Origin of the sequence: Rhodococcus sp. JVH1 (assembly GCF_000280725.2) — a bacterium.
Classification (GTDB): domain Bacteria; phylum Actinomycetota; class Actinomycetes; order Mycobacteriales; family Mycobacteriaceae; genus Rhodococcus_F; species Rhodococcus_F jostii_A.
Genome location: NZ_CP166289.1, coordinates 4,307,373 through 4,329,761, shown reverse-complemented (window position 1 = coordinate 4,329,761; position 22,389 = coordinate 4,307,373). Strand labels below are relative to the sequence as shown.

The 22,389-nt window shown below is 65.8% G+C and carries 20 protein-coding genes; 6 read left to right on the top strand and 14 right to left on the bottom strand.

Annotated elements, in window-relative coordinates:
* Positions 1-145 precede the first annotated feature (145 nt).
* Positions 146-2,326 carry a catalase gene (locus JVH1_RS19935; protein ID WP_051033728.1) on the bottom strand — a complete coding sequence of 727 codons (2,181 nt, stop codon included), beginning with the start codon at positions 2,324-2,326 and terminating at the stop codon, positions 146-148.
* Between the two features lie 192 nt (positions 2,327-2,518).
* On the opposite strand from JVH1_RS19935, the gene JVH1_RS19930 reads away from it, so the two are divergent.
* Positions 2,519-2,968, top strand: coding sequence for a hypothetical protein (locus tag JVH1_RS19930; protein WP_009476422.1), 450 nt, complete (start codon positions 2,519-2,521; stop codon positions 2,966-2,968).
* A gap of 222 nt (positions 2,969-3,190) precedes the next feature.
* On the opposite strand, the gene JVH1_RS19925 is transcribed toward JVH1_RS19930, so the two are convergent.
* On the bottom strand, positions 3,191-3,544 hold the full coding sequence (locus tag JVH1_RS19925) for a YtxH domain-containing protein (RefSeq protein WP_009476423.1): 354 nt from the start codon (positions 3,542-3,544) through the stop codon (positions 3,191-3,193).
* Positions 3,545-3,720: 176 nt separating this feature from the next.
* Between JVH1_RS19925 and JVH1_RS19920 the strand changes: the two genes are divergently transcribed.
* The gene (locus JVH1_RS19920; protein WP_043780117.1) at positions 3,721-4,929 is read left to right on the top strand and encodes an acyl-CoA desaturase; all 1,209 of its coding nucleotides are present in this window, start codon (positions 3,721-3,723) and stop codon (positions 4,927-4,929) included.
* A 308-nt stretch (positions 4,930-5,237) separates the two neighbouring features.
* Here JVH1_RS19920 and JVH1_RS19915 read toward each other — a convergent pair whose 3' ends face one another.
* The 10 genes from JVH1_RS19915 to rpsF all read right to left on the bottom strand — a co-directional run bounded on the left by JVH1_RS19915 (position 5,238) and on the right by rpsF (position 14,824).
* Positions 5,238-5,594: a hypothetical protein gene (locus tag JVH1_RS19915; RefSeq protein ID WP_237735210.1), complete on the bottom strand. Its 357-nt coding sequence runs from the start codon at positions 5,592-5,594 to the stop codon at positions 5,238-5,240.
* Entirely contained in the window at positions 5,504-6,043 is a 540-nt protein-coding gene (locus JVH1_RS19910; protein ID WP_237735209.1) for an SDR family NAD(P)-dependent oxidoreductase, read from the bottom strand. The genes JVH1_RS19915 and JVH1_RS19910 overlap by 91 nt, the downstream gene beginning before the upstream one ends.
* A 168-nt stretch (positions 6,044-6,211) precedes the next feature.
* Positions 6,212-6,529 carry a hypothetical protein gene (locus JVH1_RS19905; protein WP_009476427.1) on the bottom strand — a complete coding sequence of 106 codons (318 nt, stop codon included), beginning with the start codon at positions 6,527-6,529 and terminating at the stop codon, positions 6,212-6,214.
* Between the two features lie 1,003 nt (positions 6,530-7,532).
* On the bottom strand, positions 7,533-8,849 hold the full coding sequence (locus JVH1_RS19900; protein WP_009476429.1) for an HNH endonuclease signature motif containing protein: 1,317 nt from the start codon (positions 8,847-8,849) through the stop codon (positions 7,533-7,535).
* 576 nt (positions 8,850-9,425) lie between these two features.
* Positions 9,426-10,886 (bottom strand): glyceraldehyde-3-phosphate dehydrogenase, encoded by a 1,461-nt coding sequence (locus JVH1_RS19895; RefSeq protein WP_041811567.1) that lies wholly within the window; start codon positions 10,884-10,886, stop codon positions 9,426-9,428.
* A gap of 343 nt (positions 10,887-11,229) precedes the next feature.
* Positions 11,230-12,621, bottom strand: a complete 1,392-nt coding sequence (gene dnaB / locus JVH1_RS19890; RefSeq protein WP_029539771.1) for a replicative DNA helicase — start codon at positions 12,619-12,621, stop codon at positions 11,230-11,232.
* A 574-nt stretch (positions 12,622-13,195) separates the two neighbouring features.
* Entirely contained in the window at positions 13,196-13,651 is a 456-nt protein-coding gene (rplI, locus tag JVH1_RS19885; RefSeq protein WP_009476433.1) for a 50S ribosomal protein L9, read from the bottom strand.
* A 17-nt stretch (positions 13,652-13,668) separates the two neighbouring features.
* On the bottom strand, positions 13,669-13,911 hold the full coding sequence (gene rpsR, locus JVH1_RS19880; RefSeq protein WP_005249686.1) for a 30S ribosomal protein S18: 243 nt from the start codon (positions 13,909-13,911) through the stop codon (positions 13,669-13,671).
* Between the two features lie 38 nt (positions 13,912-13,949).
* A complete protein-coding gene (locus tag JVH1_RS19875; protein ID WP_005249678.1) occupies positions 13,950-14,471 on the bottom strand; it encodes a single-stranded DNA-binding protein in 522 nt (173 codons plus the stop codon).
* A 65-nt stretch (positions 14,472-14,536) separates the two neighbouring features.
* Complete coding sequence (gene rpsF / locus JVH1_RS19870; protein WP_005249677.1) at positions 14,537-14,824, bottom strand: 30S ribosomal protein S6; 288 nt, start codon at positions 14,822-14,824, stop codon at positions 14,537-14,539.
* Between the two features lie 161 nt (positions 14,825-14,985).
* On the opposite strand from rpsF, the gene JVH1_RS19865 reads away from it, so the two are divergent.
* From JVH1_RS19865 to JVH1_RS19855, 3 genes are read left to right on the top strand one after another with little or no spacing between them, the layout of a single operon-like run.
* Positions 14,986-15,207: a DUF2945 domain-containing protein gene (locus JVH1_RS19865; protein ID WP_157174032.1), complete on the top strand. Its 222-nt coding sequence runs from the start codon at positions 14,986-14,988 to the stop codon at positions 15,205-15,207.
* A gap of 60 nt (positions 15,208-15,267) precedes the next feature.
* Positions 15,268-16,629, top strand: coding sequence for a glycosyltransferase 87 family protein (locus JVH1_RS19860; protein WP_009476436.1), 1,362 nt, complete (start codon positions 15,268-15,270; stop codon positions 16,627-16,629).
* A complete protein-coding gene (locus JVH1_RS19855) occupies positions 16,626-17,210 on the top strand; it encodes a GNAT family N-acetyltransferase (protein WP_009476437.1) in 585 nt (194 codons plus the stop codon). Before JVH1_RS19860 ends, JVH1_RS19855 begins: the two co-directional genes overlap by 4 nt.
* 15 nt (positions 17,211-17,225) lie before the next feature.
* Here JVH1_RS19855 and JVH1_RS19850 read toward each other — a convergent pair whose 3' ends face one another.
* Entirely contained in the window at positions 17,226-18,170 is a 945-nt protein-coding gene (locus JVH1_RS19850) for an alpha/beta hydrolase (protein WP_009476438.1), read from the bottom strand.
* A gap of 28 nt (positions 18,171-18,198) precedes the next feature.
* A complete protein-coding gene (locus JVH1_RS19845; protein ID WP_009476439.1) occupies positions 18,199-19,842 on the bottom strand; it encodes an NAD(P)/FAD-dependent oxidoreductase in 1,644 nt (547 codons plus the stop codon).
* Positions 19,843-20,064: 222 nt separating this feature from the next.
* On the opposite strand from JVH1_RS19845, the gene JVH1_RS19840 reads away from it, so the two are divergent.
* Entirely contained in the window at positions 20,065-22,356 is a 2,292-nt protein-coding gene (locus JVH1_RS19840) for a LuxR C-terminal-related transcriptional regulator (RefSeq protein ID WP_009476440.1), read from the top strand.
* Positions 22,357-22,389 lie beyond the last annotated feature (33 nt).

Sequence of the window (22,389 nt, the reverse complement as noted above, 5' to 3'; positions counted from 1 at the left end):
CGTGACTATCGAAGTACCCTACGGCGAGCGAGAGTAACCCGCATCACCGCAATTGCTTTCATCTCGAACGAGAGTCGGGCGACGAGGGCCTCGACACCATCGGCGTCGAGACCCTCGTCCAGTCAATTCACTTCACACGGTCACGTCATACCTGGCGCTCCCAGACGCGGTGGGACTTCATCAGCGCAGTGAGGCCGTCGAACAGTGCGGAAGCGTCGTCGGCGATCACGATGCCCGGGGCCTCGGCCGAAATTCCGGCCGCTTCGAGGAGGCCGCGACCGGCGGCCCATCCCCCGATCGCCTTGCAGTGCCGGAACGCTTCGGTCAGCAACACCTGCACCCGCGGGTCCGACGCCGGCGCCGCAACGAGGATGGCGTCGAACTCCACCGATCGCATCGTGAGGAACGTCCGGGACACCGGGACGGCGCCCTTGCCCGACCCCAATTTGCCACCGTGCGGTCCGATGACGAGCGGCACCATACCGTTCTTTCCGATCATCTCGACCGCGTCGGCCACCTCGGACAGATCCGACTCGTCGTTGGCGACGATGCCGATGATCCGGCCGTCCAGCGGCCACTCGGCACCGACCTGTGACAGCGCGGGACTGGGCGTCGGAGCCGCGTCGTAGGCGACGGTCGGCGCGGGCGCCGGGAGTCCGAGACCCACGGCCACCTGTTCACACAGTTCGGGATCGATGTTCGCGACGACCTCGAGGGCGCGCTCCTTGATCACCTGCTCATAGCACTTGCCCAGCTCGAACGTATAGGCCTCCGCGACGTGCGCCTGCTCGACCGGGCTGAGGCTGGCGTAGAACAGTCGTGCCTGCGAGAAGTGGTCGTCGAAACTCGCGGGGGCGGCGCGCAGTTTCGTCGACTCCGGCATCGGCACCGGCACCTCGACGAACGCCGTGTCCGCTCCGGCCAGGAACGGGCAACCTGCGTCGAGCGAATTCGGCCGATACGGCGCGACACCCGGATGGACTCCCGTCTGGTGCATACCGTCGCGCAGCATGTCGTTGACGTCGGCCTGGGGCCGATTGATCGGTATCTGCCCGAAGTTGGGCCCGCCGAGCCGGCTGATCTGGGTGTCGAGGTAGGAGAACAACCGCGCCTGCAGTAGCGGGTCGTCGGTGACGTCGATCCCTGGTACGAGGTGCCCGGGGTGGAACGCCACCTGCTCGGTCTCGGCGAAGAAGTTCGTCGGATTCGCGTCGAGCGTCATCAGCCCGATCGGCTGCACGGGGGCCAGTTCCTCGGGCACCATCTTGGTCGGGTCGAGCAGGTCGATGCCCTCGAACGTCTGGTCCGGGGTGTCCGGGAACGCCTGGATGCCCAGCTCCCATTCCGGGTACGCGCCGGACTCGATCGCGTCGGCGAGGTCGCGGCGGTGGTAGTCGGGGTCCATGCCGTTGACGATCTGAGCTTCTTCCCACACCAGCGAGTGCACACCGAGTTTCGGCTTCCAGTGGAACTTCACGAGCGAACTCTCGCCCGCCGCGTTCACCATCCGAAAGGTGTTGACGCCGAAGCCTTCCATCATCCGATACGACCGCGGGATACCACGATCGGACATGTTCCACAACGTGTGCGCGGTGGCTTCCGTGTGCAGGGACACGAAGTCCCAGAAGGTGTCGTGCGCGCTCTGCGCCTGCGGAATCTCGCGATCCGGATGCGGCTTGGCAGCATGGATGACGTCGGGAAACTTGATGCCGTCCTGAATGAAGAAGACCGGAATGTTGTTTCCCACCAAGTCGAAAGTGCCTTCGCCGGTGTAGAACTTGGTCGCGAATCCTCGGGTGTCGCGGACGGCGTCGGCCGATCCTCGGGAGCCGAGGACGGTGGAGAACCGGACGAAGACCGGCGTCTCGACGTCCTTGCCGAGGAACGCCGCCTTGCTGATCGGCTCGGCGGAACCGTATCCGCGGAAGACGCCGTGGGCAGCCGCGCCGCGCGCATGCACCACCCGCTCCGGGATCCGCTCGTGATCGAAGTGCGTGATCTTCTCACGGAGATGGTGGTCCTGGAGCAGGGTCGGTCCCCGGGTTCCCGCCTTGAGCGAGTGGTCGGTGTCGTACAGCCGCGCGCCCTGCGCCGTGGTGAGGTGCTCACCTTGCTGGCCGCGGGCAGTGTCCGGGCCTTCGACGGGTTGCCCGGTCGCGCTGCCCAGCGCGGGAGCCCGCTGATCCGGCTTCGGGGGCAACGGCTCAGTGGGTTCCGTGGGCTCGGCGAGCGTCGGGGTACCGGAACCGGGAGTTCCGGGGATGGGCGGGTTCTTTTTGGGCACGGCGTAGCTCCTCGCTGAAAATCCGTGGGATCGGCGCCGCATCGTGGCTGTACGGGCCGTTCTTCTCGGAGTGCCCAAACGTTCGCAAAACGAATCAGCGTTGGCGCAGCGCCACAACTTGTCCCCAATCGGAAGATGCGGTTTCGCGTTCGCATCCCAGGGCATAGCTACAACAGATGTCAACCACGAAGAAAGTGAGAATCCGGCGTTCCGCTGCGCCGGCAAGGAGTGAACATGAGTACCGAATCAGGCAAGCAGTTGCATGAGGAACCGCAGTCGGAGCGTGGCCCCAAGGGCTCGCGAGACGCGGGCCCGGACCAGGCCGGCGCGGGCCAGACGGACCGTAAGGCGGGTTCTCTGGACCAGGAGGAGGTCACCTCCTCCGGGGAGCCGGGCAAGAACCCTGCGCCCGCCGGCGGCTCGCTGCCTCCCGGCGATGCGGAGCCGGCCACACCGCCGTACGACGGCCGGACGACCAGCACTAAGGAAGGGCGCCCGGAGCACGACGACCATGTGGACTCCAGCGGAATGCAGTCACCGAAACCCGGGGAGACCTCACGCGGCGCCGTGGCCTCACCAGCCGAGGAGACACCCGCCGCACAGGCGGCCGAGACCGAGGGCAGCGACTCCGGAGTCGGACCCGCGCATCAGGGAGGCGTCGGCAAAGCCGAAGACAAGAAGTGAGCTACTGCGGGTGCCGACGGCATTTCTGTCGTTTCGACGGCGGTGCGGCCGCACCGGCTCTCGATTCTGAACCGGTGCGGCCTGAGCCCTCTGATGATCCGGAACATCACAGCACCTGATGGCCGAATACCCAACGTCACAAGGCTGAACCCGACATCGGAGGCGCCCCCGTCGCCCTGACAATCGAAGACGACGGTGCGCCAGGCTGCAGGCCCGACCCCGTCAGTTCGGGCCCTGGGCGTGCTTGCCGTCCGTCGGCGAAGTAACGGTCGCCGGCGGCGTCGGGGTGCGGCCCGCAGCTTCCTCCAGTGACACTCCGTTGGTAGGGGCGCTCGTTGCGCTCGTGTCGGTGCCGCGGTGGGTAGCCTTCTTCGCCAGTTCGCCGACCTTGTGCTGCACCTGTGGCGCCTTGTCCTTCACAGTCTCGGTCGCCTCGCTCACCTTCTCCTGCACGGTGGGGTTGTGCCAAAGTTCGAGGGACTGATGCCTCATCTTCTCGTAGGTCTGTCGGCCGGACCGAGTGCCCAGGACGAAACCCGCGGCCGCCCCCGCTGCGAAGATCAACACTTTCTGCATGACATCTCCTGATCGTTGTGTGGCACGAGCGGTCAGCCGAATCATCGTCCGAACGCCCACCTGGACAGCTTGCCCTCAACTGCCGAGCCCAAACCGCGCCGGCGAGGAGGTCCGAACTAACTCACATCTCATCTGCACGTAACCTACGCTTCCGTAACTTGCCGTAGCGTGACGTTATGGCGATTTCGGATGTCAAGATGTACACCCACCTGACCGAAGCCGATGTAGAAGCGCTCGGGATCGAGTTCGACGCGATCCGGCGAGACATCGAAGCTTCACGCGGGGAGAGTGATGCCCGGTACATCAAGAACGCGATCCGTTTGCAGCGGTCGCTCGAAATCGGTGGACGCGCAATATTGTTCGCGAGTCTGTTTCCGCCGGCGTGGCTTGCGGGCACGGCGATGCTCGGCATCGCCAAGATCATCGAGAACATGGAACTCGGTCACAACGTGCTACACGGGCAGTGGGATTGGATGAACGATCCGGAGATCCACTCGTCGTTCTGGGAGTGGGACATCGCCGGCCTGTCGGAGCATTGGAAGCAGACCCACAACTACGTTCACCACAAGTACACGAATGTGCTGGGGATGGATGACGACGTGGGCTACGGCATGTTGCGTGTGACTCGCGACCAGCAGTGGACGCCGTTGAGCGTCGGCAACCCGGTCTACAACCTGTTGCTGCAGTTGTTCTTCGAGTACGGCGTTGCCCTCCAGCACCTCGAACTCGGCAAGGTGGCAATGGGCGGTGTCGATCGTGAGGAGTTCGAGCGTAGGTGCCGCGAGGTGCTCGAGAAAGTCGGCCGCCAGGTACGTAAGGACTACGTCGTCTACCCGGCGCTCACCGGTCCGGCCTTCCTGACGACATTCACAGCCAATCTGACGGCGAACGTGATCCGCAACGTATGGACGAACGCCGTGATCTTCTGCGGTCATTTCCCGGACGGCGCCGAGAAATTCACAACGAAGGACCTCGAGAACGAGACACGAGGCCAGTGGTACCTGCGGCAGATGCTGGGTAGCGCGAACTTCGAGGCCGGCCCGGTCATGGAGTTCATGAGCGGCAACCTGTGCTACCAGATCGAGCATCACCTGTTCCCGGACCTGCCGAGCAACCGCCTGCGGGAGATCTCCGTACGGGTGCAGGCGCTGGCCCAGAAATACGATCTGCCCTACACCACGGGTTCGCTGCCGGAGCAGTATTTCGAATCGTGGCGGACCATCGCCAAGCTGGCGCTGCCGAACAAATTCCTCACCGCCACCGCCGACGACGCCCCTGAGACGGCGTCGGAACGCAAGTTCACCGACCCGCGCCCGCAGGTCGATCCGGTTACGGGTAAGCGCCGCGGGTTGTTGACTGCGCTTCGCGCTCGTGCGGGAATCTGACATCGCTGGGGTGTAACTCGAACGCCGGCTGTGGTTCTCGCCGGCGCCCAGTGTGCGCCTAGGTGTTGTCCGCCGTCTTCGAAGTGGCGCTGCGCGTTTCCTCGAATGTTCTTGCCGTCACGGACCACGGCGGCGTCGACGTCGGTCGTCCCGCCGGGCCGGCGGGTGAGGGTGTAGGTGTAGGTGTAGGTGTGGCCGGAGTTTCCGCCCCACAGGTTGGAGTCGGTGGTCGTCATGACGACGCGGATACTCGGGATTTGTCGAACAGGTGGGTTTTGTGAGGTGTGCGGAACCTCCTCGAGGGCGGTCTACCCGTCGACTGCTGCGAGGGACAGCGTCCAGAGTCGTTGCGCCGATTCAGGGTTGAGGGCGTAGTCGGCGACTCCGACTCGCTCGGGTCCGCCCACGTAACGGACCGCTTGATTGCTGTCTTCGAAGTAGCGTCCCCCGATGCCGCGGAGGAGGGGTGACGTGGCGACGAACACGGATGTCGCCGCTCCCTGCTGTGGTGACTTGTACTCGGCGGTGGGGTCCGCGCGCAGGCTGTTGTACACGTTCTCGGGCAGACGTCGGGTCAAGTTGGTCCAGATCCCGCCGGGATGCAGCGCGTTTGCCGTGATTCCGTCGTGTGCCCAGCGGCGGGTCGCCTCGACTGCGAACAACACATTCGCGGTTGTCGAAGTTGATGTCGTCGAAGACGATGTCGGAGCTCAAGTGTCCGCGGGAACTCAGGGACACGATTCGCGCACCGTCGGCATGTGCGAGCGCGTCGTGAAGGGCGTTCGCCAGCGCGAAGTGACCGAGGTGGTTGGTCGCGAACTGCGAGCGATTCCCATCCGGACCTCGTTCGGCCGAGCGGGGTGGCCATGATTCCGGCATTGTTGATCAGCACGTCGAGTGCAGTGCTGCCCCACTGTTCGGCGAAGCGGTGAACTGAGCTGAGATCGGCGAGGTCGAGCGTCCGGACTGCGACACGTTCCTGACCGAGGGCGGTGTTGATGTCGTCGGCGACGCCGCGGCCGGCGTCCGGGTTTCGGACGGCGATGGTGACGTCCGCGCCGGCAGTCGCGAGCGCGCGAGCGGTCTCGATGCCGATGCCGGACGAGGCGCCCATGACGATGATGCGCTTGCCGCGCAGGTCTATTCCTTCGAGGACCTCGGCGGCGGTCGAGGCCGCGCCGAAGGGACTGGTGATGCGGTGCTGTGTCATTGGTAGCTGTCCTTGTTCGGCGGCTGGCGTGAGGGTTCGGGTTGCCTGGACGGCCCAGGTCAAGTCGCCGCTCTACATCTGGGTGCTGCTGTTCCAGCCGACCAGGATCTGGTCGAGCACGATGGTTTCGGCGCGTCGGTCCTGCCGCTGGTCACGCTGACGGTCGTGCTGGCGTTGCTCCTGCATGTCATTGTCGCGGTCGAGCGGGCTGTCGTGGGTGACGGCGGCGGCAACCGGCTGCGCGGCGTTCGGCGGTGCGGTGGTGGCGTTGGCGGCACCGACCGGGACGAGGCCGAGTGCGGCAGTCGCGGCGGCAGCGGCAGCCAGTCGCTTCCAGGAGGAGGTGCTGGTGGCGGAGTGGGTGATCGAGTGGAGCTGTGTGGTGCTCATGGCGGTAGGTGTTCCTCATCCGAGTGCCGCGGGCCCAGCGTCTGCGGCTATTCGAACGGTGTCGGGGAGGGCCGGGAGCGTTACACCGGCAGAACCCGGGATAGCTGTGACGTGCGTCACTCGGGTAGGCGGCCTTCGACACCGCGAGCAGGGGACACCGGGGCCGACCGAGCGCTCGACTCGACTTGATGGCCGGCGCGCGTCGAGTCCGGCGACGCTGGGTGCAGGTGCCGCCCAACCAGCAGCTCGGGCTACACCTGCACCCCACCCCTCGCGTGAACCGACTCGTGTGCCCGAGGCGTCCGCGTTGCCATGTGACCACCATGACGGCCGAGACGTTACCAGAAAACGGGCCGATTGGTTTGTTTTATTTGCGGAGGGCAGACATGTCGTCAGAAGTGGGTATCCGCCTGCTTTTGCTGCCAGAGTCCACACGCCGCGAGCGGGAAACCGAACCCGGGAGTCGTGAGTATCCGAGTGGTCTCGTCGTCAGCGGCCGATAGATCGAAGTAGCCCAATGGACAGCGCGCGTCAGCTGGGTTTCGTCGATCCCGAAGACGGCATCGACGTCCGGAGACAGGGGGCCGCAGGGACAGTGACCATTGGCTGGTCCCGCATATGTCGAGAGCACGTCGCGACCCTTGACGACGAACACCTCCGGATAGATCTCACACGCCATCGTTTCCTCACATTCGCGAGGTGGGTGCCTTGACCTCGTACATTCGCGTTCCTTCCGGCGAGCGCCGCGGGGTGCCCGATTGCCGTGTCTTCCGGACCTTAATGGGTATGCGCCGACAGTTCCGTGCCTTCCCCGCGTGTCGGGGCGGGCACACCGCGGGCCGCATGGCAGTTATCTGCGGTCCGATCGCGCCGGAGTTGGCTGTTGCAGCCGCCACCGATCCAGTACTCGCGTATGGCTGGAGGACCCCGCCACGACGGCATGCCGGCTCGGCAACAGGAATCGGCCTGTTGCAGAGTCGGCAGTGTGCGCTTTGCGGGGCGGTCAGGATGCTCGGGGCCGTGCCTGGTTGTGTGCCGGTATCGGCTTCCGTTCCCAGTCGACCTGCCGCGGTGGGATGAACATGGGGTGCCGATCGGTTCCCATCTCTATTTCCCACTCACTGTGATGGAGGAGTCGGTGGTGGAATCCGCAGAGCAGGACCAGGTTTCCCATGTCGGAGGGTCCCCCGACGGACCAGTGAACGATGTGGTGACCCTCGCACCATGATGGCGGCGCACCACACCCGGGGAACGCGCATCCTCGATCCCTCGCCACCAGCGCTTTTCGCTGCCTCTTGGTCACTGTTCGAGTGGAAATACCGAGGTCGAGTGGCGCCCCGTTCTCGTCGAGCACGATCGGCGTGTAGATCGAATCGCAGCTGAGGAGCCGGGCTACCCTGAGGCTCAGCGGCCCCATCCACTCGGTCCACGCCACCCCATCGACAGCGAAGAGCGAGCCGTCGGACGAAGCGGCATCCCGCTCTGCGCGTGCACTGCAGTCGGTGTGGTCGTTTAGATCGCGAAGGCTGACGTGCAGGGAGACGTGTGGCCGTTCTCCGCCTTCTTCGCCGGCGATCCCGGAGTCGAGGTAACGCCGAAGAAGTTCGGTGAACCCGTCGGCTCGTCGCTGTCCGGGCGTGCGGCTGTCTTTGGTGCCGTCCTGCGCCGGTCGCGGCTTGGACAGTCCGGACAGCGCCGAGAGCAGCATTTCGCCGGCGACGGCATCCAGGTCGCCTTTGACGGCGACACGGCCGTTGAGTGTTTTGGAGGCGTGGAATTCGTTGAGTTCGGTGTCTTCACTGGGCGGCGGGTCGTCGGATTCGAAGGCGCGTTCCAGCCTGGCGATCACGGCGCGCACTGCGTCGGTGTTGGCGGTGGGACCGGTTGCGGCAAACAGCAACGCATTTCGGCAGTCATCCATCGCCTCGAGCGGCATGCCCTTGGGTGGCCGTTCGCAGAACTTCATGATCAGCGCTGCGTGCTCCGCCGAAATGTTCGTCTCGAAGTACTCGTCCGCAATTTCCGGCTGGAAACGCAAACCTCGGCCCAACAGCACGATTCGCCCCGCCGCACCTACCTCGAGCAACGTCTTGGAAGCCAGCCACATCTTGGCGTTCGGAAACCCCAGCACATCGACCTTGCAGCGGTGGTCGACGGCACCGACGAGCTTGACGCGCAAGGCTTCGAGTCGCTGAATCTCTTCCGAGATACGAACAACCGATTCGAGTAACTCCGCTTCGGCCAGACGCCACGCATCACCGACCGCGGTTGCCAGAATCTCTTCCGACAACGCCCCCTGGATATCTCCCCCGAGCCCCATCCTTGAATTCTAGATCGAATACCCTTTCGAGTCAATGGTTTCAAGCCATCGGAATCGGGGCTCCGAGGAGGACGAGGATGCCCGCGACATCGCAGCCGACGGCTGAGTGTGCTTGCCTCAGAGGCTCACCCGGGTCTCGCCCATCACCGCCGTAGGTCCACCGCGAACCCGGCCTACCGCGCCAGGAACTCATGGTTTCAGGCCGGTGTCTAATTCGTAAGCGAAAACGGCTGTAGCGCATGCCAAATAGATTCGTCCAGTCCCCATTACCAGATTGCCGCCACGAACCGTCCTGTCCGACGCTTGCCCCGGCATCGAGGTCGCGGCAGCAGCCGATTGGATCGGTGTAGGTTCCGGACTCACTTGTCCGCTCGACCTGGGAATTTCAAGATCTTCCACGACACTTGTCTCGGAGATTCCGCGGGAAGATGTCCCATTTCTGCGACTCCGCTCACTGCCGGCTCCACCCGGTTACGAACGATGAGCTTTCAGCGGCGAGGCCCACCGAATACGCGACGACGCCCGGGAGAGCAGCCACTGCTCGGCCCGGGCGTCGTGAACCTACGGTGCCGCCGGTCAGCCCACGGACATCGCATCGGCGGCGTCGACCGCGGGGTAGATGGGGTACTCCACACCGGACAGGTACTGGACAGTGCGCACCACCTGGCACGAGTATCCGAACTCGTTGTCATACCAGACGTAGAGGATGGCGGTGTCGCCGTCGACGATCGTCGCGTTCGCGTCGACGATGCACGCGGCGCGCGAACCGATGAAGTCACTGGACACGGCATCGGTTGCAGCGGTGTAGTCGAGGTTCCGGCTCAGCGCTCCGGTGAGCGACTCCTGGCTGAGATGCTCGAGCACCTCCTCCCTGGTGGTCTCACGACCCAGCTGAAGGTGGAGGATGGCGACGGATACGTCCGGAGTGGGAACGCGGATCGAGTTGCCAGTGATCTTGGCCTTCAGCTCGGGGAGCGCCTTGGCGACCGCCGACGCGGCGCCGGTCTCGGTGAGCACGAGGTTGAACGGCGCCGAACGACCACGACGGTCGGCCTTGTGATAGTTGTCCAAGAGGTTCTGGTCGTTGGTGAACGAGTGCACGGTCTCGACGTGGCCTCGAGACACACCGAATTCGTCGTCCATGGTCTTCAGCGGCGGGACGATGGCATTGGTGGTGCAGGACGCGCACGACACGATCTGCTCGTTCGGGTCGAGGTCGCGGTGATTGACGCCGTGCACGATGTTCGGGACGTCTCCCTTGCCGGGCGCGGTGAGCACCACCTTCGCGACTCCGGGGCGGAGGTGCTTCGACAGTCCGTCGCGGTCGCGCCAGATTCCGGTGTTGTCGATCAGGATGGCGTTGTCGATGCCATGCTCGGTGTAGTCGAGGCTCTCCGGGTCGTTGCTGTAGATGAACTTGATGACGTTGCCGTTGGCGATCAGCGTGTTGTTGTCGGTGTCGACCTTGATCGTGCCGTTGAACTGCCCGTGGACGGAGTCACGGCGCAGCAACGATGCGCGCTTGGTCAGATCGTCGCTGCCACCCTTGCGGACCACCACGGCACGCAGGTTCAGCCCATTGCCCGAGCCGGCCTTCTCGATAAGCAGTCGAGCGACGAGGCGACCGATTCGCCCGAATCCGTACAGGATCACGTCCTGCGGCTGCGCGGGACTTGTCTGGGCGCCGCCGACCAGGTCGGCGAGGCTCCGTGCAACGAACTCTGGGACCGATGCTCCGTCACCGTTGGCGCGATAGGCCATCACCAGCAGTCCGAGGTCGATCTTCGAGGGCCGAAGATTGAGGTGAGTCAGCGCTTCGAGGAAGGGGAACGTCTCCTCGACCGACAGTTCATCGCCGCTGATCTGCCGGGCGAAACGATGGGTCCGCAGGATACTGATGACCGACTTGTTCACCAGGGAGCGACTGTGAAGCAGAATGGTCACCGAGCGTCTGCGGTGCAAGCCGCCGATGATCGGGATCATCGCCTCCGCGAGAGCTTCCTCGGAGTTCCACTGGGCCAGTTCCACTGTGCTCACTGCGCTTGTCTGCCTTCCCGGCTCATGTGGCGTGTCCTTAGGTGGGTTGCCGGCGAGCGCACACCGTTCCACCAGCGGTGACCTGGATCACCGGACCCGGTTTCGCGACTCGCGGACACCGGCGCGCCCGACGCACTCATCATATGGAAGCGTGTCGTCGGGCCGACAAGCCGGTCGCCGAAACGCCCGGCGGGACGAGAACCGGCCATCTCGCAGGTCTGACGACCGACGAGTTGCCCGAGCGGTAACCGTCAGACAACAGGCCGAGGGTGGGAGGTGGGAGGGGCGGCGGCAGCAAGCAGGCAAGCTGCTGCTGCTGTTGCCGTCGGCGGCGGCGGCGGTACTAGCCCCGCGCCATGTCGACGAACTTGGACAGGTGAAGCTGGTGCGCCACCGTGATTGTCGCGGTCGGGCCGTTACGGTGCTTGCCGAGGATGAGGTCGGCCTCACCGCCGCGGGGGTCGTCGCGTTCGGTGGCGTCGGGGCGGTAGAGCAGGATCACCATGTCGGCGTCCTGCTCGAGCGATCCCGACTCACGAAGGTCGGCGACCTGGGGGCGCTTGTCCTGTCGCTGCTCGGGACCACGGTTCAGCTGGCAGATCGCGACCACGGGAACCTCGAGTTCCTTCGCCAAAAGCTTGAGGCTACGGGAGAACTCGGAGACTTCCTGCTGACGTGACTCGACCTTCTTACCTGAGCTCATCAGCTGCAGGTAGTCGATCACGATCAGCTTGATGTCGTGTTTCTGCTTGAGCCGCCGGGCTTTTGCGCGGATCTCCATCATCGTGAGGTTGGGGGAGTCGTCGATGAACAGCGGCGCTTCACTGATCTCACTCATACGTCGAGCGAGCTTCGTCCAGTCGTCGTCGGTCATCTTGCCGGAGCGCATGTCGCCGAGCTTGATCTTCGCCTCCGCCGACAGCAGACGCATGACGATCTCGGTCTTGCTCATCTCGAGCGAGAACATGACGCTGGCCATGCCGTGCTTCACGGAGCAGGAGCGCAAAAAATCCATTCCGAGTGTGGACTTACCCACACCGGGTCGGGCCGCGACGATGATCATCTGGCCGGGGTGGAGGCCGTTGGTGATCTCGTCGAGTTCGACGAAGCCGGTGGGCACACCGAGGGAGATGCCGCCGCGGCTGGCGATGGAGTCGATCTCGTCCATCGTGGGCTGCAGGAGCTCCTCGAGGGGGACGAAGTCCTCGGTGGTGCGGCGTTCGGTGACCTCGAAGATCTCGGCCTGCGCGCGGTCGACGACCTCGGCGACGTCCTGACCGTCGGCGCCGGTGTAGCCGTACTGGACGATGCGGGTGCCGGCGTCGACGAGGCGGCGCAGGATGGCCTTCTCCGCCACGATCTCGGCGTAGTAGCCGGCGTTGGCGGCGGTGGGCACGGTCTGGGTGAGCGTCACCAGATAGGGCGCTCCACCGATGCGACGGAGCTCGCCACGACGATCCAGCTCCGCGGACACCGTGACCGGGTCGGCGGGCTCACCGCGGCTGTAGAGGTCCAGGATCACGTCGTACACCGACTGGTGCGCGGGACGGTAGAAGTCGCCGGGACGGAGCACCTCGAGCACGTCCGCGATGGCGTCCTTGCTGAGGAGCATGCCGCCGAGCACGGACTGCTCCGCCGCCATGTCCTGAGGTGGCTGCCGGCCGAACTCTTCGCCGGGCTCCGCGTCAGGCGGACCCGGGTATTCGGAACGGCCCCGATCGTCTACTACAGCCACTCGACCGACCTTCCCCATCACTGTTGCGCCACCCCGGAAAATGCTTCCCGGCGTTGGTGCCCCGAACTCTTTGTACTCGCCCCTACCGACAACCTTCGCAGGCTCTTCGCGGCAGCCGGCGTCGTGATCGCGAGACACGCCGGGACGACGTTAGGGATTAGCTACCCGGTGTTCAAACCAGCCTGTGTACACAGTTGGGGATAAATTGTGTAAACCGCTGGGCATCTTTGTTAACCCCATGGGGATAACCTGAGGATAAGTGCATATCACAATCCCAAAAACCCAGATCAGAGCCGTTTTTTGGTTTCTCACCACTGTGGATGGAAACCCGTTCGGCGTGTCTTTCACGTTGACGACTCGGGCGTGTTGAGTTGGTCGCCCCCTGCGTGGCAATATGATTCACCTCACAGATCGCCGGCGGGGCGGCTAACTTCCAGACACAGCTGGAAGCCGCTCCCCTGCGTGCTTCACACCGGTGAAACCGGCCTCGAGAGGGCGGCTGTGAGCCGGAATCGACAAGCACAGACCCCCCACACGCCGAGGCGTCCGGGGGGCCTGTGAGTAAACGAGTCGACTAGGCGCCGACGACGTTCAGGTGGAACTTCGCAACCACGTCGGGGTGCAGGTTCACGACGATGGCGTGCTTGCCGGTCGCCTTGATGTGAGCCTTCGGCAGCTCCAGGTTGCGCTTGTCGACGACGGGTCCACCGGCGGCCTTGATGGCACCGGCGACATCGGCGGCGGTAACCGAACCGAAGAGCTTGCCCGAGTCACCGGCGGTCTTGACCGACAGCGAGATGTTCTCGAGGCCCTCGATGGCGTCCTTGAGCTCCTTGGCGTGGTCGAGTCCGCGCACGGCGCGGGCTTCCTGCGCACGACGGATGCCCTCGACCTGCTTCTCGGCGCCACGGGTGGCGACGATGGCCAGGCCGCGGGGCAGCAGGTAGTTGCGGCCGTAGCCGTCCTTGACCTCGACGGTGTCGCCAGGCGCACCGAGGTTGTCCACGTCAGCGGTGAGGATGAGCTTCATGTCTTTCCTCCCTTTCCTTAGCGAGCCACGGTGGCGTAAGGCAGCAACGCCACCTCACGTGAGTTCTTGACGGCAATGGCAACGTCGCGCTGGTGCTGGACGCAGTTGCCGGTGACACGGCGCGCGCGGATCTTGCCGCGGTCGCTGACGTACTTACGCAGAAGCGTCGTGTCCTTGTAGTTGATCTGCGTGTTCTTCTCTTTGCAGAAGATGCAGATCTTCTTCTTCATTACCTTGTCGCGCAAGGGCGGCTTCGGCATTAGTTTGCTCTTTTCTGGATGTTCCGATCAGGTACGGATCAGAACGGGGGTTCGTCGCTCCCGCCACCAGAGCCTCCAAAGGAGCCGGACGCCTGCGGCGCGCTGCCCCACGGATCATCTCCGCCGGTGTTGGATTGCGGACGTCCGCCGCCCGATCCGCCGGAGGAACCGAAGCCACCGCCGCTGCCGCCACCACGGTTGGCCTTGTTGACCTTGGCCGTGGCGTACCTCAGCGAGGGGCCGATCTCGTCGACCTCGAGCTCGACGACAGTGCGCTTTTCACCTTCACGAGTTTCGTACGAACGCTGCTTGAGCCGGCCGCTCACGATCACTCGCGAGCCACGGGTCAAGCTCTCCGCGACGTTCTCGGCTGCCTCGCGCCAGATGTTGCAACGCAGAAACAGTGCTTCGCCGTCTTTCCATTCATTGGTCTGACGGTCGAAGGTGCGGGGCGTGGACGCGACAGTGAAGTTCGCGACCGCGGCTCCCGCGGGGGTGAATCGAAGCTCCGGATCAGCCGTCAAGTTTCCGATGACGGTGATGACGGTGTCGCCTGCCATATGGTTCCTCCTGCAGAATGTGGAGTTCGGTTGGGCACGAGCCTAGGGCTGGTGACCGACAGAAATCACTTGTTGTGGCGCAGAACCTTCGTACGCAGCACCGACTCGTTCAGACCGAGCTGACGGTCGAGCTCTGCGACGGTGGCGGGAGTAGCGCTGATGTCGATCACCGCGTAGATGCCTTCGCTGTGCTTCAGGATCTCGTAGGCGAGACGACGCTTACCCCAGACATCGACCTTGTCGATCTTGCCGCCGTCCTGGCGAACAACATTGAGGAACGTATCCAGCGAAGGAGCAACAGTGCGCTCGTCCAGGCTGGGGTCAAGGATGACCATCAATTCGTAATGACGCATAAGACCTCATCACCTCCTATGGACTAGTGAAAACGGCCACGGACTGTCCGTGGCAGGAGGGTCGTTGCGTCAGCAACCTTTGCAGGTTACACGACGAGCCCCTGACCAGCGAAATCAGGCAAGCCGGTGTGACACCGGGAACCGCGGGGTACGCCGACGCGATGGCAGAAGAGAAGAAATTCCGACAGGGCGACGAGGTGGAGTGGAAGACCCACGGCACCACCACGTCGGGGACGGTCGAGGAGGAGATCACCGAGGACACCGAGGCGGCGGGCCGCACGGTGCGGGCGTCCGAGGACGACCCGCAGTACCGCGTCGTCAGCGACAAGAGCGGGCGGGACGCCGTCCACAAACCCAACGCCCTGCGCCGGGCGAGCGACTGACCTCCGCACCCGCGGCGTTCCGCTTCGCACGCGGAGGCCCACGCACCCTAATGTGGATTCATGCATATCGGAGCTCGGCAGCGGTCGCCGATCACGGCGCTCGTCGTCGGGTTGGCGGGCCTCTCCATGCTCGCCGGCTACCTGCAGAAGGCGCGGTGCGCCGGGGCTCCGTTCGACGGCGTCGGGCGATCCCTGATCTTCGACCGCATCAAGGACACGCAGGTCTGCTACTCCGACATCCAGTTCCTGTGGCTCGGACGCGACGTCAACCTGCACGTCTTCCCGTACGTCACCGGGGGGATCAACGCCGACGGCATCCTCACCGGCGGCACCGTGGAGTACCCGGTGCTGAGCGGTGTGCTGATGTGGCTCGGCGGCATCGGTTCACACACCGACGCCGACTTCCTGCTGCACTCGGCGCTGATCCTCGCCCCGTTCGGCCTGCTCACGGCGTGGATGCTCGGACGTCTGGCCGGCTGGTGGGCACTGTTGTGGTCGGCCACGCCGCCGCTGGTGCTGTACGCCTTCCACAACTGGGAACTGCCGGTGGTCGCGACGTCGGTGGCCGCGATCTTCGTCATGACACTCGAACGGATCCCCCTCCGTGCCCGAGCCGTCCTCGCGGCGGTGCTCCTCGCCGTCGGCTTCTGCCTGAAGGTGTATCCGGGTGCGTTCGTGCTGCCGCTGATCGCCTACGTCCTCACCCGGAACGGCACCGCCGGGCGGCGCTACGACGTGCGCGGCGCGGTGATGGTCGCGGTGGCTGCGATCACCACCGTCGTGGCGGTGAACCTGCCGTTCGCCCTCATCTCCTACAGCGGATGGCGGGCGTCGTTCACGTTCCAGGAGAACCGTCAGGCCGACCTCACCACCAACTCCATCTGGTACTGGGGCCTGCGACCGCTGTTCGGGCCGGTCGCCGACGACGTCCCGCTCCCCGCGTACGACCAGACGGTGAGCCTGCTGTCGCCGCTCCTCGTGTGCGCGGCGTTCGCGATCGCCCTGCGTCTCGGCTGGCTGCGGTTCCAACGCGACGGCGCCTACCCGTGGATCGCCGTCAGCGCCGCCATGCTCTGCGGATTCCTGCTGCTGCACAAGGTGCATTCGCCGCAGTACACGTTGTGGCTGATCCCGTTCTTCGTCTTGCTGCGCGTCCCGTGGGGGCTCGTCGCGGCGTATCTGGTGGCCGACCTGTCGATGGGGATCGGCGTCTTCAAGTACTTCGGCGCCCTCGCAGCTCAGACCGACGCGTCGACGTTCGAGGTTCTCGTGAAGTTCGGGGTCTGGGGCCGCGCGGGACTGCTGGTGGTGCTGTTCTTCGTGTTCCTGCGTGCCGCCCAACGGCATCCGCCCGTCCGCGGGCGCACCGGTCCCGAGTCCGGCCGACGGCCGGTGCTGAAATCTCCCGAGCCGGTGCGATGAGCGAATCCTGGTTCGCGCACCCCACACTGACCGGACGGCACGTACGACTCGAACCGCTGGGCGACAACCATGTCGACGGCCTGGTGGACGCCGTCGACGACCCCCGCATCTTCCACTGGACGTCCGCCGCGATCGCCGACCGCGGCGACGCGGTGGCGTTCGTCCGCACCGCCGACGAGGATCCGACCCGCCTCGCGTACGCGCAGATCGACGTCACCACCGAGAGGATCGTCGGCTCGACGTCGCTGTATCTGATCGACCCGAAGAATCGCAGCCTCGCGATCGGGCACACCTGGTTGTCCCGTTCCGCGCAGGGCACGCTCATCAATCCGGAGGCGAAACTGCTGTTGCTGAGGCGGGCGTTCGAAGACCTCGGCGCGGTCCGCGTCGAATGGCACACCGACGAACGCAACGCCCACTCCCGCGGCGCCATCGCGAAGCTGGGGGCCGAGTTCGAGGGAATCCTCCGCAAGCACCGACGTCGCCGCGACGGGACGTGGCGCAACACCGCACTGTTCTCGATGATCGACGAGGAGTGGCCGCGCATCTGCCCCCGACTCGAGGCTCGAGTCGAGGGCTGACACGGTCGGGTCACGTCACGCGACGGGAGCGGTGGCCGTCACCCTCTTCACGAACTCGACGACCGCCGAGCGCATTTCGGCGCTGCGCGGCACCACCCCGGACATCCAGAACGATCCGTGAATCAGCCCGTCGAAGCGGATCGCCTCGGTATCGACGCCGGCCTGCCGCAACGACTCGGCGTACGCCTCCGCCTCGTCGCGGGCCACCTCGTTCTCGGTGGTGAGCACGAGGGCCGGCGGCAACCCCTCGAAACCGGCGGCGCGACTCGGTACGGCGTACGGGTGTTTCGCATCCTCCGGCGAGGACAGGTAGTTGCTCCAGAACCAGTCGAGGTCCCCGGCGCCGATCACGTACCCCTCGGCGAACTCCTGCCGGGACGGGAGGTCCGCGTTCGGATCGATCACCGGGTAGATCAGCACCTGCCCCCGCAGGCGCGGTCCGCCCTCGTCCCGGGCCCGCAGCGCGGTGACGGCGGCCAGGTTGCCGCCGGCGCTGTCACCCATGACGACGACGTTGCCGGGGTCACCGCCGTAACTTGCGACGTTGTCGGCCACCCACTGCAGGGCGGCGGCAGCGTCGTCGGCGGCGGCCGGGAACCGGTGTTCCGGGGCGCGGCGGTACGTCGCGGCGACGACGATTGCGCCCGCGCCGTTCGCGACCGCCCGCGCCGGTTCGTCGACGACGTCGATGTCGCCGGCGACGAACCCGCCGCCGTGGAAGTACAGGACCACCGGGTGCGGTGCCCGGCCCTCCGGCACGTAGACCCGCAGCGCGATCTGCGCTCCGCCGCTCTCGTAGTGCGCGTCCTCCACCCGGGCGACGGGTTCGGGCGGCGCCTGCAGTCCGGCGAACGTCGCCACCACCGCCCGCGCCTCCTCCACGGTGCTGTGCTCGAAAGCTTTCAGCCCCTGCGCCTGTAGTCCGGCGATCAATTCTGCTGCGTGTGCGTCGAGTGCCATTTCGGTCTCCTTTGGTGGGGGGTAGGGGTCAGGACACGGTGGAGGCCGCGCGGGCCTCCGCCCGGGTGAGCGCGAAACCGGAGTAGCCGCCTGCCACTACCTCGTCGCACGTCGCCCGGTAGGTGGGGGCGCCGCCGAGGTAGACCATGCAGGCACGAGGCTTGCCGGGAATGTTCGCGCCCATGTACCACGAGTTCGTCTCCGGCAGCAGGGTCTGGTCGGCGATCTCGTTGGTCAAGGCACCCCAATCGCTTTCGGCCTGCGCGGTGGGCTCGATGACGTCGAGGTCGCGTCGGTCCAGGTAGTCGATCGCGTCGGTCGCGAAGTCGACGTGGTCCTCGATGGCGAGTGGCATGTTGTAGAGCACCGACGGCGACTGCGGTCCCGTGATGAGGAACAGGTTGGGGAACTCGTTGACCATGATGCCGAGGTAGGTCCTGGGTCCGTGCTCCCACTTCTCGGCCAACGGCAAACCGCCCCGACCGCGGATGTCCATGGCCATCAACGGACCGGTCATCGCGTCGAATCCGGTTGCGAGGACGATGGTGTCGACCTCGTAGACGCGGTCACCGACCCGGACTCCGGTCGGCGTGATCTCGTCGATCGGCGTGGACTTCACGTCGACGACACTCACCGAGTCGCGGTTGAACGCCTCGTAGTAGTTGGTCTCGAGCGGGGGACGCTTGGTGCCGTACGCGTAGCCCGTCGGCGCCAGCGTCGCGGCCTTCGCCGGGTCCTGCACCCGCTCGTGGATCCGGTCGCGGATGTAGTCGGCGATCGTGTCGTTGGCCTTCTTGTCGAACAGGATGTCCTGGTAGGAGTCGATGAACAATCGGAACCCGCCGGCGTTCCAGCGCTCGTCGAACGTGCGGCGGCGTTCCTCGGCGTCGACGGCGAGCGCGGACGGCTGCACCTGATTGAACGGGACGCCGAGGAAGTGGTTGCGGGCCGCGGTCCGCACGTCCGCATAGTTGCTCTTGATGTCCGCCAATTCGTTCGGGTCCATCGGACCGTTGCCGAGAGGGGTCGCGAAGTTGGGGGTGCGCTGGAAGACCACCAGTTCGGCGGCGTCCTCGGCGATGAATGGGATGGCCTGGATGCCGCTGGCCCCGGTCCCGATCACGGCCACCCTCTTGCCGGTGAAGTCGGCGCCCTCACGTGGCCAGTTGCCGGTGAGCAGCACCTCGCCGCGGAAGTTGTCGATACCGCCGAACTCCGGCGTCTTCGGCACCGACAGGTTGCCTGCCCCCGAGATGAAGTACCGGCTGCGCACGACGGCGCCGTCGTCGGTGCGGACCGTCCACACCGAGTTCTCGTCGTCCCAGTGCACGCCGACCACGCGGGTGTCGAACGTGATGTCTTTGCGCAGGTCGAAGCGGTCGGCGACGTGTTCGAGGTAGCGGAGGATCTCCGGCTGTCCGGCGAACCGCTCACTCCACTGCCATTCCTGCTGCAGATCCTCGTCGAACGAGTACGAATAGTGGACGCTCTCGATGTCGCAGCGGGCACCCGGATAGCGATTCCAGAACCAGGTGCCGCCGACGTCCGAGCCGGCTTCGAACACCCGTGTCGACAGCTTCATCGTGTCGCGCAGCTTGCGCAGGGCGTAGAGGCCGGCGAATCCGGCACCCACGACGACGACGTCGACGTCGGCAGAAATGGTCTTTGACATGCGTTGGGCTCCTCGGGACGATGGGTTCCGGCTGGAGTCGAGCGGGCAACCGGGGTATGCCAACGACAATGGCCCACGTCACATCACCCCCACACCGGGTAAAACACCCCCTCGGTTACCTGTGTTGTCCGTCACATTCGGTGGGGGTAGGTTTCGTTCCACACCTGGCCAACCGGACACGGGAGAAATCCACTGACTCGCTCGAGAGAACTCATGAGGTCGATGACCAGCTTCGTCGGCCGACGCCGCGAGATCGAGGAAGCCCGCGCACGACTGCAGCAATCCCGGCTCGTGTCGCTGCTCGGTGCCGGCGGCGTGGGCAAGACGCGGCTGGCCGAGGAACTCGCGGTCCGCTCCGCCCGCGCCTTCCGCGATTCCGTCCGGTGGATCGACCTCGCGCCCGTCCGCGATCCCGACGCACTGCCCTCCGCGGCCGCGGCCGCGCTCGGCGTCACCGACCAGTCGAGCCGTGCGGTGATGGACAAGGTGATCGACCAACTGCAGTCCCGGCATATGCTGATCGTCCTCGACAACTGCGAGCACCTACTGTCCGCGGCAAGCGAATTCGTCGGCACCGTCCTCGCCTCCGCGCCGGAGGTCCGGATCCTCACCACGAGTCGCGAACCGCTCGGGATCGCCGGCGAATTCACGTACCTCCTTCCACCGCTGAGCACTCCGGGTGACATCGAGGACTGCCGCGCCGCGGACATCGCCACGTTCGAATCGGTGTCGTTGCTCGTGGAGCGCGCGCAGGGCGTCGTCGCCGACTTCCGCCTCACCGACGCGAACGCCCCCGCCGTCGCACAGTTGTGCAATCAGCTCGACGGGATCCCGCTCGCCATCGAACTCGCCGCCGCCCGGCTGCGGTCGCTGTCCGCGTCGCAGCTCGTCGAACGCCTCGACCAGCGTTTCGCACTCCTCACCGGCGGTGACCGGGCGGCGATGCCTCGCCAGCAGACGCTGCGCGCCCTCATCGACTGGAGTTACGAACTGTGCTCGGACACCGAGCGGCTGTTGTGGTCGCGGCTCGCCGTGTTCCCCGGAAGCTTCGATCTCGAAGCCGCGGAAGCCGTCAGCGGGTTCGGTGCGTTGTCGGACTCGCCGGTCATCGACGTCCTCGACCGCCTGGTCGGAAAATGTCTTGTCACCGTGGACCGTTCGACCGAGCGTCTCCGTTACTCGCAGCTGATGACGGTGCGGGAGTATGGGCACGAGCTCCTCGAGCTGAGCGGGGAGCGCGACGAGCTGTACCGGCGACATCTCGAGCATTATTCGGAGCGCGCCCGCCGGTCGTCGCTCGACTGGTGCGGGCCAGGACAATCGGAGATCCTCGCGGGACTGCGGATCGACCACCCCAACCTCGTGGCCGCCCTGGACTGGGCCCTGCACGACGACTCGCAGCGGGCGGCGGCCGCGGAACTGGCCGTCTCGCTGCGGTACCACTGGATCGCGGGCGGCAACCTGTCCGACGGGAGGACCCGGCTCGAGCGGATACTGCTACGGCTCACCGACCCCACCCGGGAACGGGGCGACGTGCTGTGGGTGACCGCGTGGACCGCGCTGATCCAGGGTGACCGCGACGCCGCGCGCGAACACCTCGACGAGTGCACGGCGATCGCGACCGCGCTCGGTGACGAACGACTTCGCGCGCACGCCGACCACTGGGCGGGGATCCACGCCGTGTTCTCCGGCCGCCCCGACGAAGCCATCGGGCTGTTCCGTGATGCCATCGCCGTCCACCGCGCCGTCGGCGACACGGCCTCGGTGCTGACCGCGTCGTTCGAGATGGGCATGGCGCAGACCTACGACGGCCGGCTCGACGACGCCCTCGAGACGTGCCGGGACGTGATCGCGGTGGCGGACGTGCATGGCGAGAAGTGGAACAAGGCCTACGCCCTGTGGGTTTCGAGCGTCGCGTACTTCCACCTGGGCCGGGGCGACGATGCCGTCGACGCTGCCCAGCAGGCGCTGCGGATCCAGCGCGACTTCAAGGACAAGATCTGCACGGCTCTGTCGATCGAGGTGCTGTCGTGGGTGGCCACGTCGAGCGGTGACGCGAACGCGGCGGCCAGGCTGTGCGGCGCCGCGAAGGGTGTGTGGCATCGGCTGGGCACGTCCGTCGCCGCCTTCGGCCCCCATATCACCGACGACTCGCTGTCGTCGGAGCGCGACGCCGCCCGCATGGTCGGGCCCGACGAGTTCGCCCAGCTCGCAACGCCTGCGGTCCGGCTCACCATCGAGGAAGCCGTCGACCTCGCACTGGGCACCCCCACCGAGCGCAGGGCGCCGCGCGCCGAGGCGTCGCCGCTCACCAAACGGGAACAGGAGATCGCCGACCTGCTCGCCCAGGGCCTCAGCAATCGGCAGATAGCCGAGGCGTTGGTGATCTCGCGGCGCACCGTCGACGGACACGTCGAGCACATCTTCGACAAGCTGGCCGTCAGCTCCCGCACGCAGGTGGCGGCGTGGGTCGCAGCCCGGGCGCATCCCCCCGTCGTGGAGACCGGCCGATAGCCGGACCGTAACCGCCGGCCGCGCGAAAGGCAC

Excerpts from the sequence above, each read along its gene's own strand:
- JVH1_RS19935 (WP_051033728.1), bottom strand. The coding sequence starts at position 2,326 with ATGCGGCGCCGATCCCACGGATTTTCAGCGAGGAGCTACGCCGTGCCC.
- JVH1_RS19930 (WP_009476422.1), top strand. The coding sequence starts at position 2,519 with ATGAGTACCGAATCAGGCAAGCAGTTGCATGAGGAACCGCAGTCGGAG.
- JVH1_RS19925 (WP_009476423.1), bottom strand. The coding sequence starts at position 3,544 with ATGCAGAAAGTGTTGATCTTCGCAGCGGGGGCGGCCGCGGGTTTCGTC.
- JVH1_RS19920 (WP_043780117.1), top strand. The coding sequence starts at position 3,721 with ATGGCGATTTCGGATGTCAAGATGTACACCCACCTGACCGAAGCCGAT.
- JVH1_RS19910 (WP_237735209.1), bottom strand. The coding sequence starts at position 6,043 with ATGGGCGCCTCGTCCGGCATCGGCATCGAGACCGCTCGCGCGCTCGCG.
- JVH1_RS19905 (WP_009476427.1), bottom strand. The coding sequence starts at position 6,529 with ATGAGCACCACACAGCTCCACTCGATCACCCACTCCGCCACCAGCACC.
- JVH1_RS19900 (WP_009476429.1), bottom strand. The coding sequence starts at position 8,849 with ATGGGGCTCGGGGGAGATATCCAGGGGGCGTTGTCGGAAGAGATTCTG.
- rplI (WP_009476433.1), bottom strand. The coding sequence starts at position 13,651 with ATGAAGCTCATCCTCACCGCTGACGTGGACAACCTCGGTGCGCCTGGC.
- rpsR (WP_005249686.1), bottom strand. The coding sequence starts at position 13,911 with ATGCCGAAGCCGCCCTTGCGCGACAAGGTAATGAAGAAGAAGATCTGC.
- JVH1_RS19875 (WP_005249678.1), bottom strand. The coding sequence starts at position 14,471 with ATGGCAGGCGACACCGTCATCACCGTCATCGGAAACTTGACGGCTGAT.
- rpsF (WP_005249677.1), bottom strand. The coding sequence starts at position 14,824 with ATGCGTCATTACGAATTGATGGTCATCCTTGACCCCAGCCTGGACGAG.
- JVH1_RS19865 (WP_157174032.1), top strand. The coding sequence starts at position 14,986 with ATGGCAGAAGAGAAGAAATTCCGACAGGGCGACGAGGTGGAGTGGAAG.
- JVH1_RS19860 (WP_009476436.1), top strand. The coding sequence starts at position 15,268 with ATGCATATCGGAGCTCGGCAGCGGTCGCCGATCACGGCGCTCGTCGTC.
- JVH1_RS19855 (WP_009476437.1), top strand. The coding sequence starts at position 16,626 with ATGAGCGAATCCTGGTTCGCGCACCCCACACTGACCGGACGGCACGTA.
- JVH1_RS19850 (WP_009476438.1), bottom strand. The coding sequence starts at position 18,170 with ATGGCACTCGACGCACACGCAGCAGAATTGATCGCCGGACTACAGGCG.
- JVH1_RS19845 (WP_009476439.1), bottom strand. The coding sequence starts at position 19,842 with ATGTCAAAGACCATTTCTGCCGACGTCGACGTCGTCGTCGTGGGTGCC.
- JVH1_RS19840 (WP_009476440.1), top strand. The coding sequence starts at position 20,065 with ATGACCAGCTTCGTCGGCCGACGCCGCGAGATCGAGGAAGCCCGCGCA.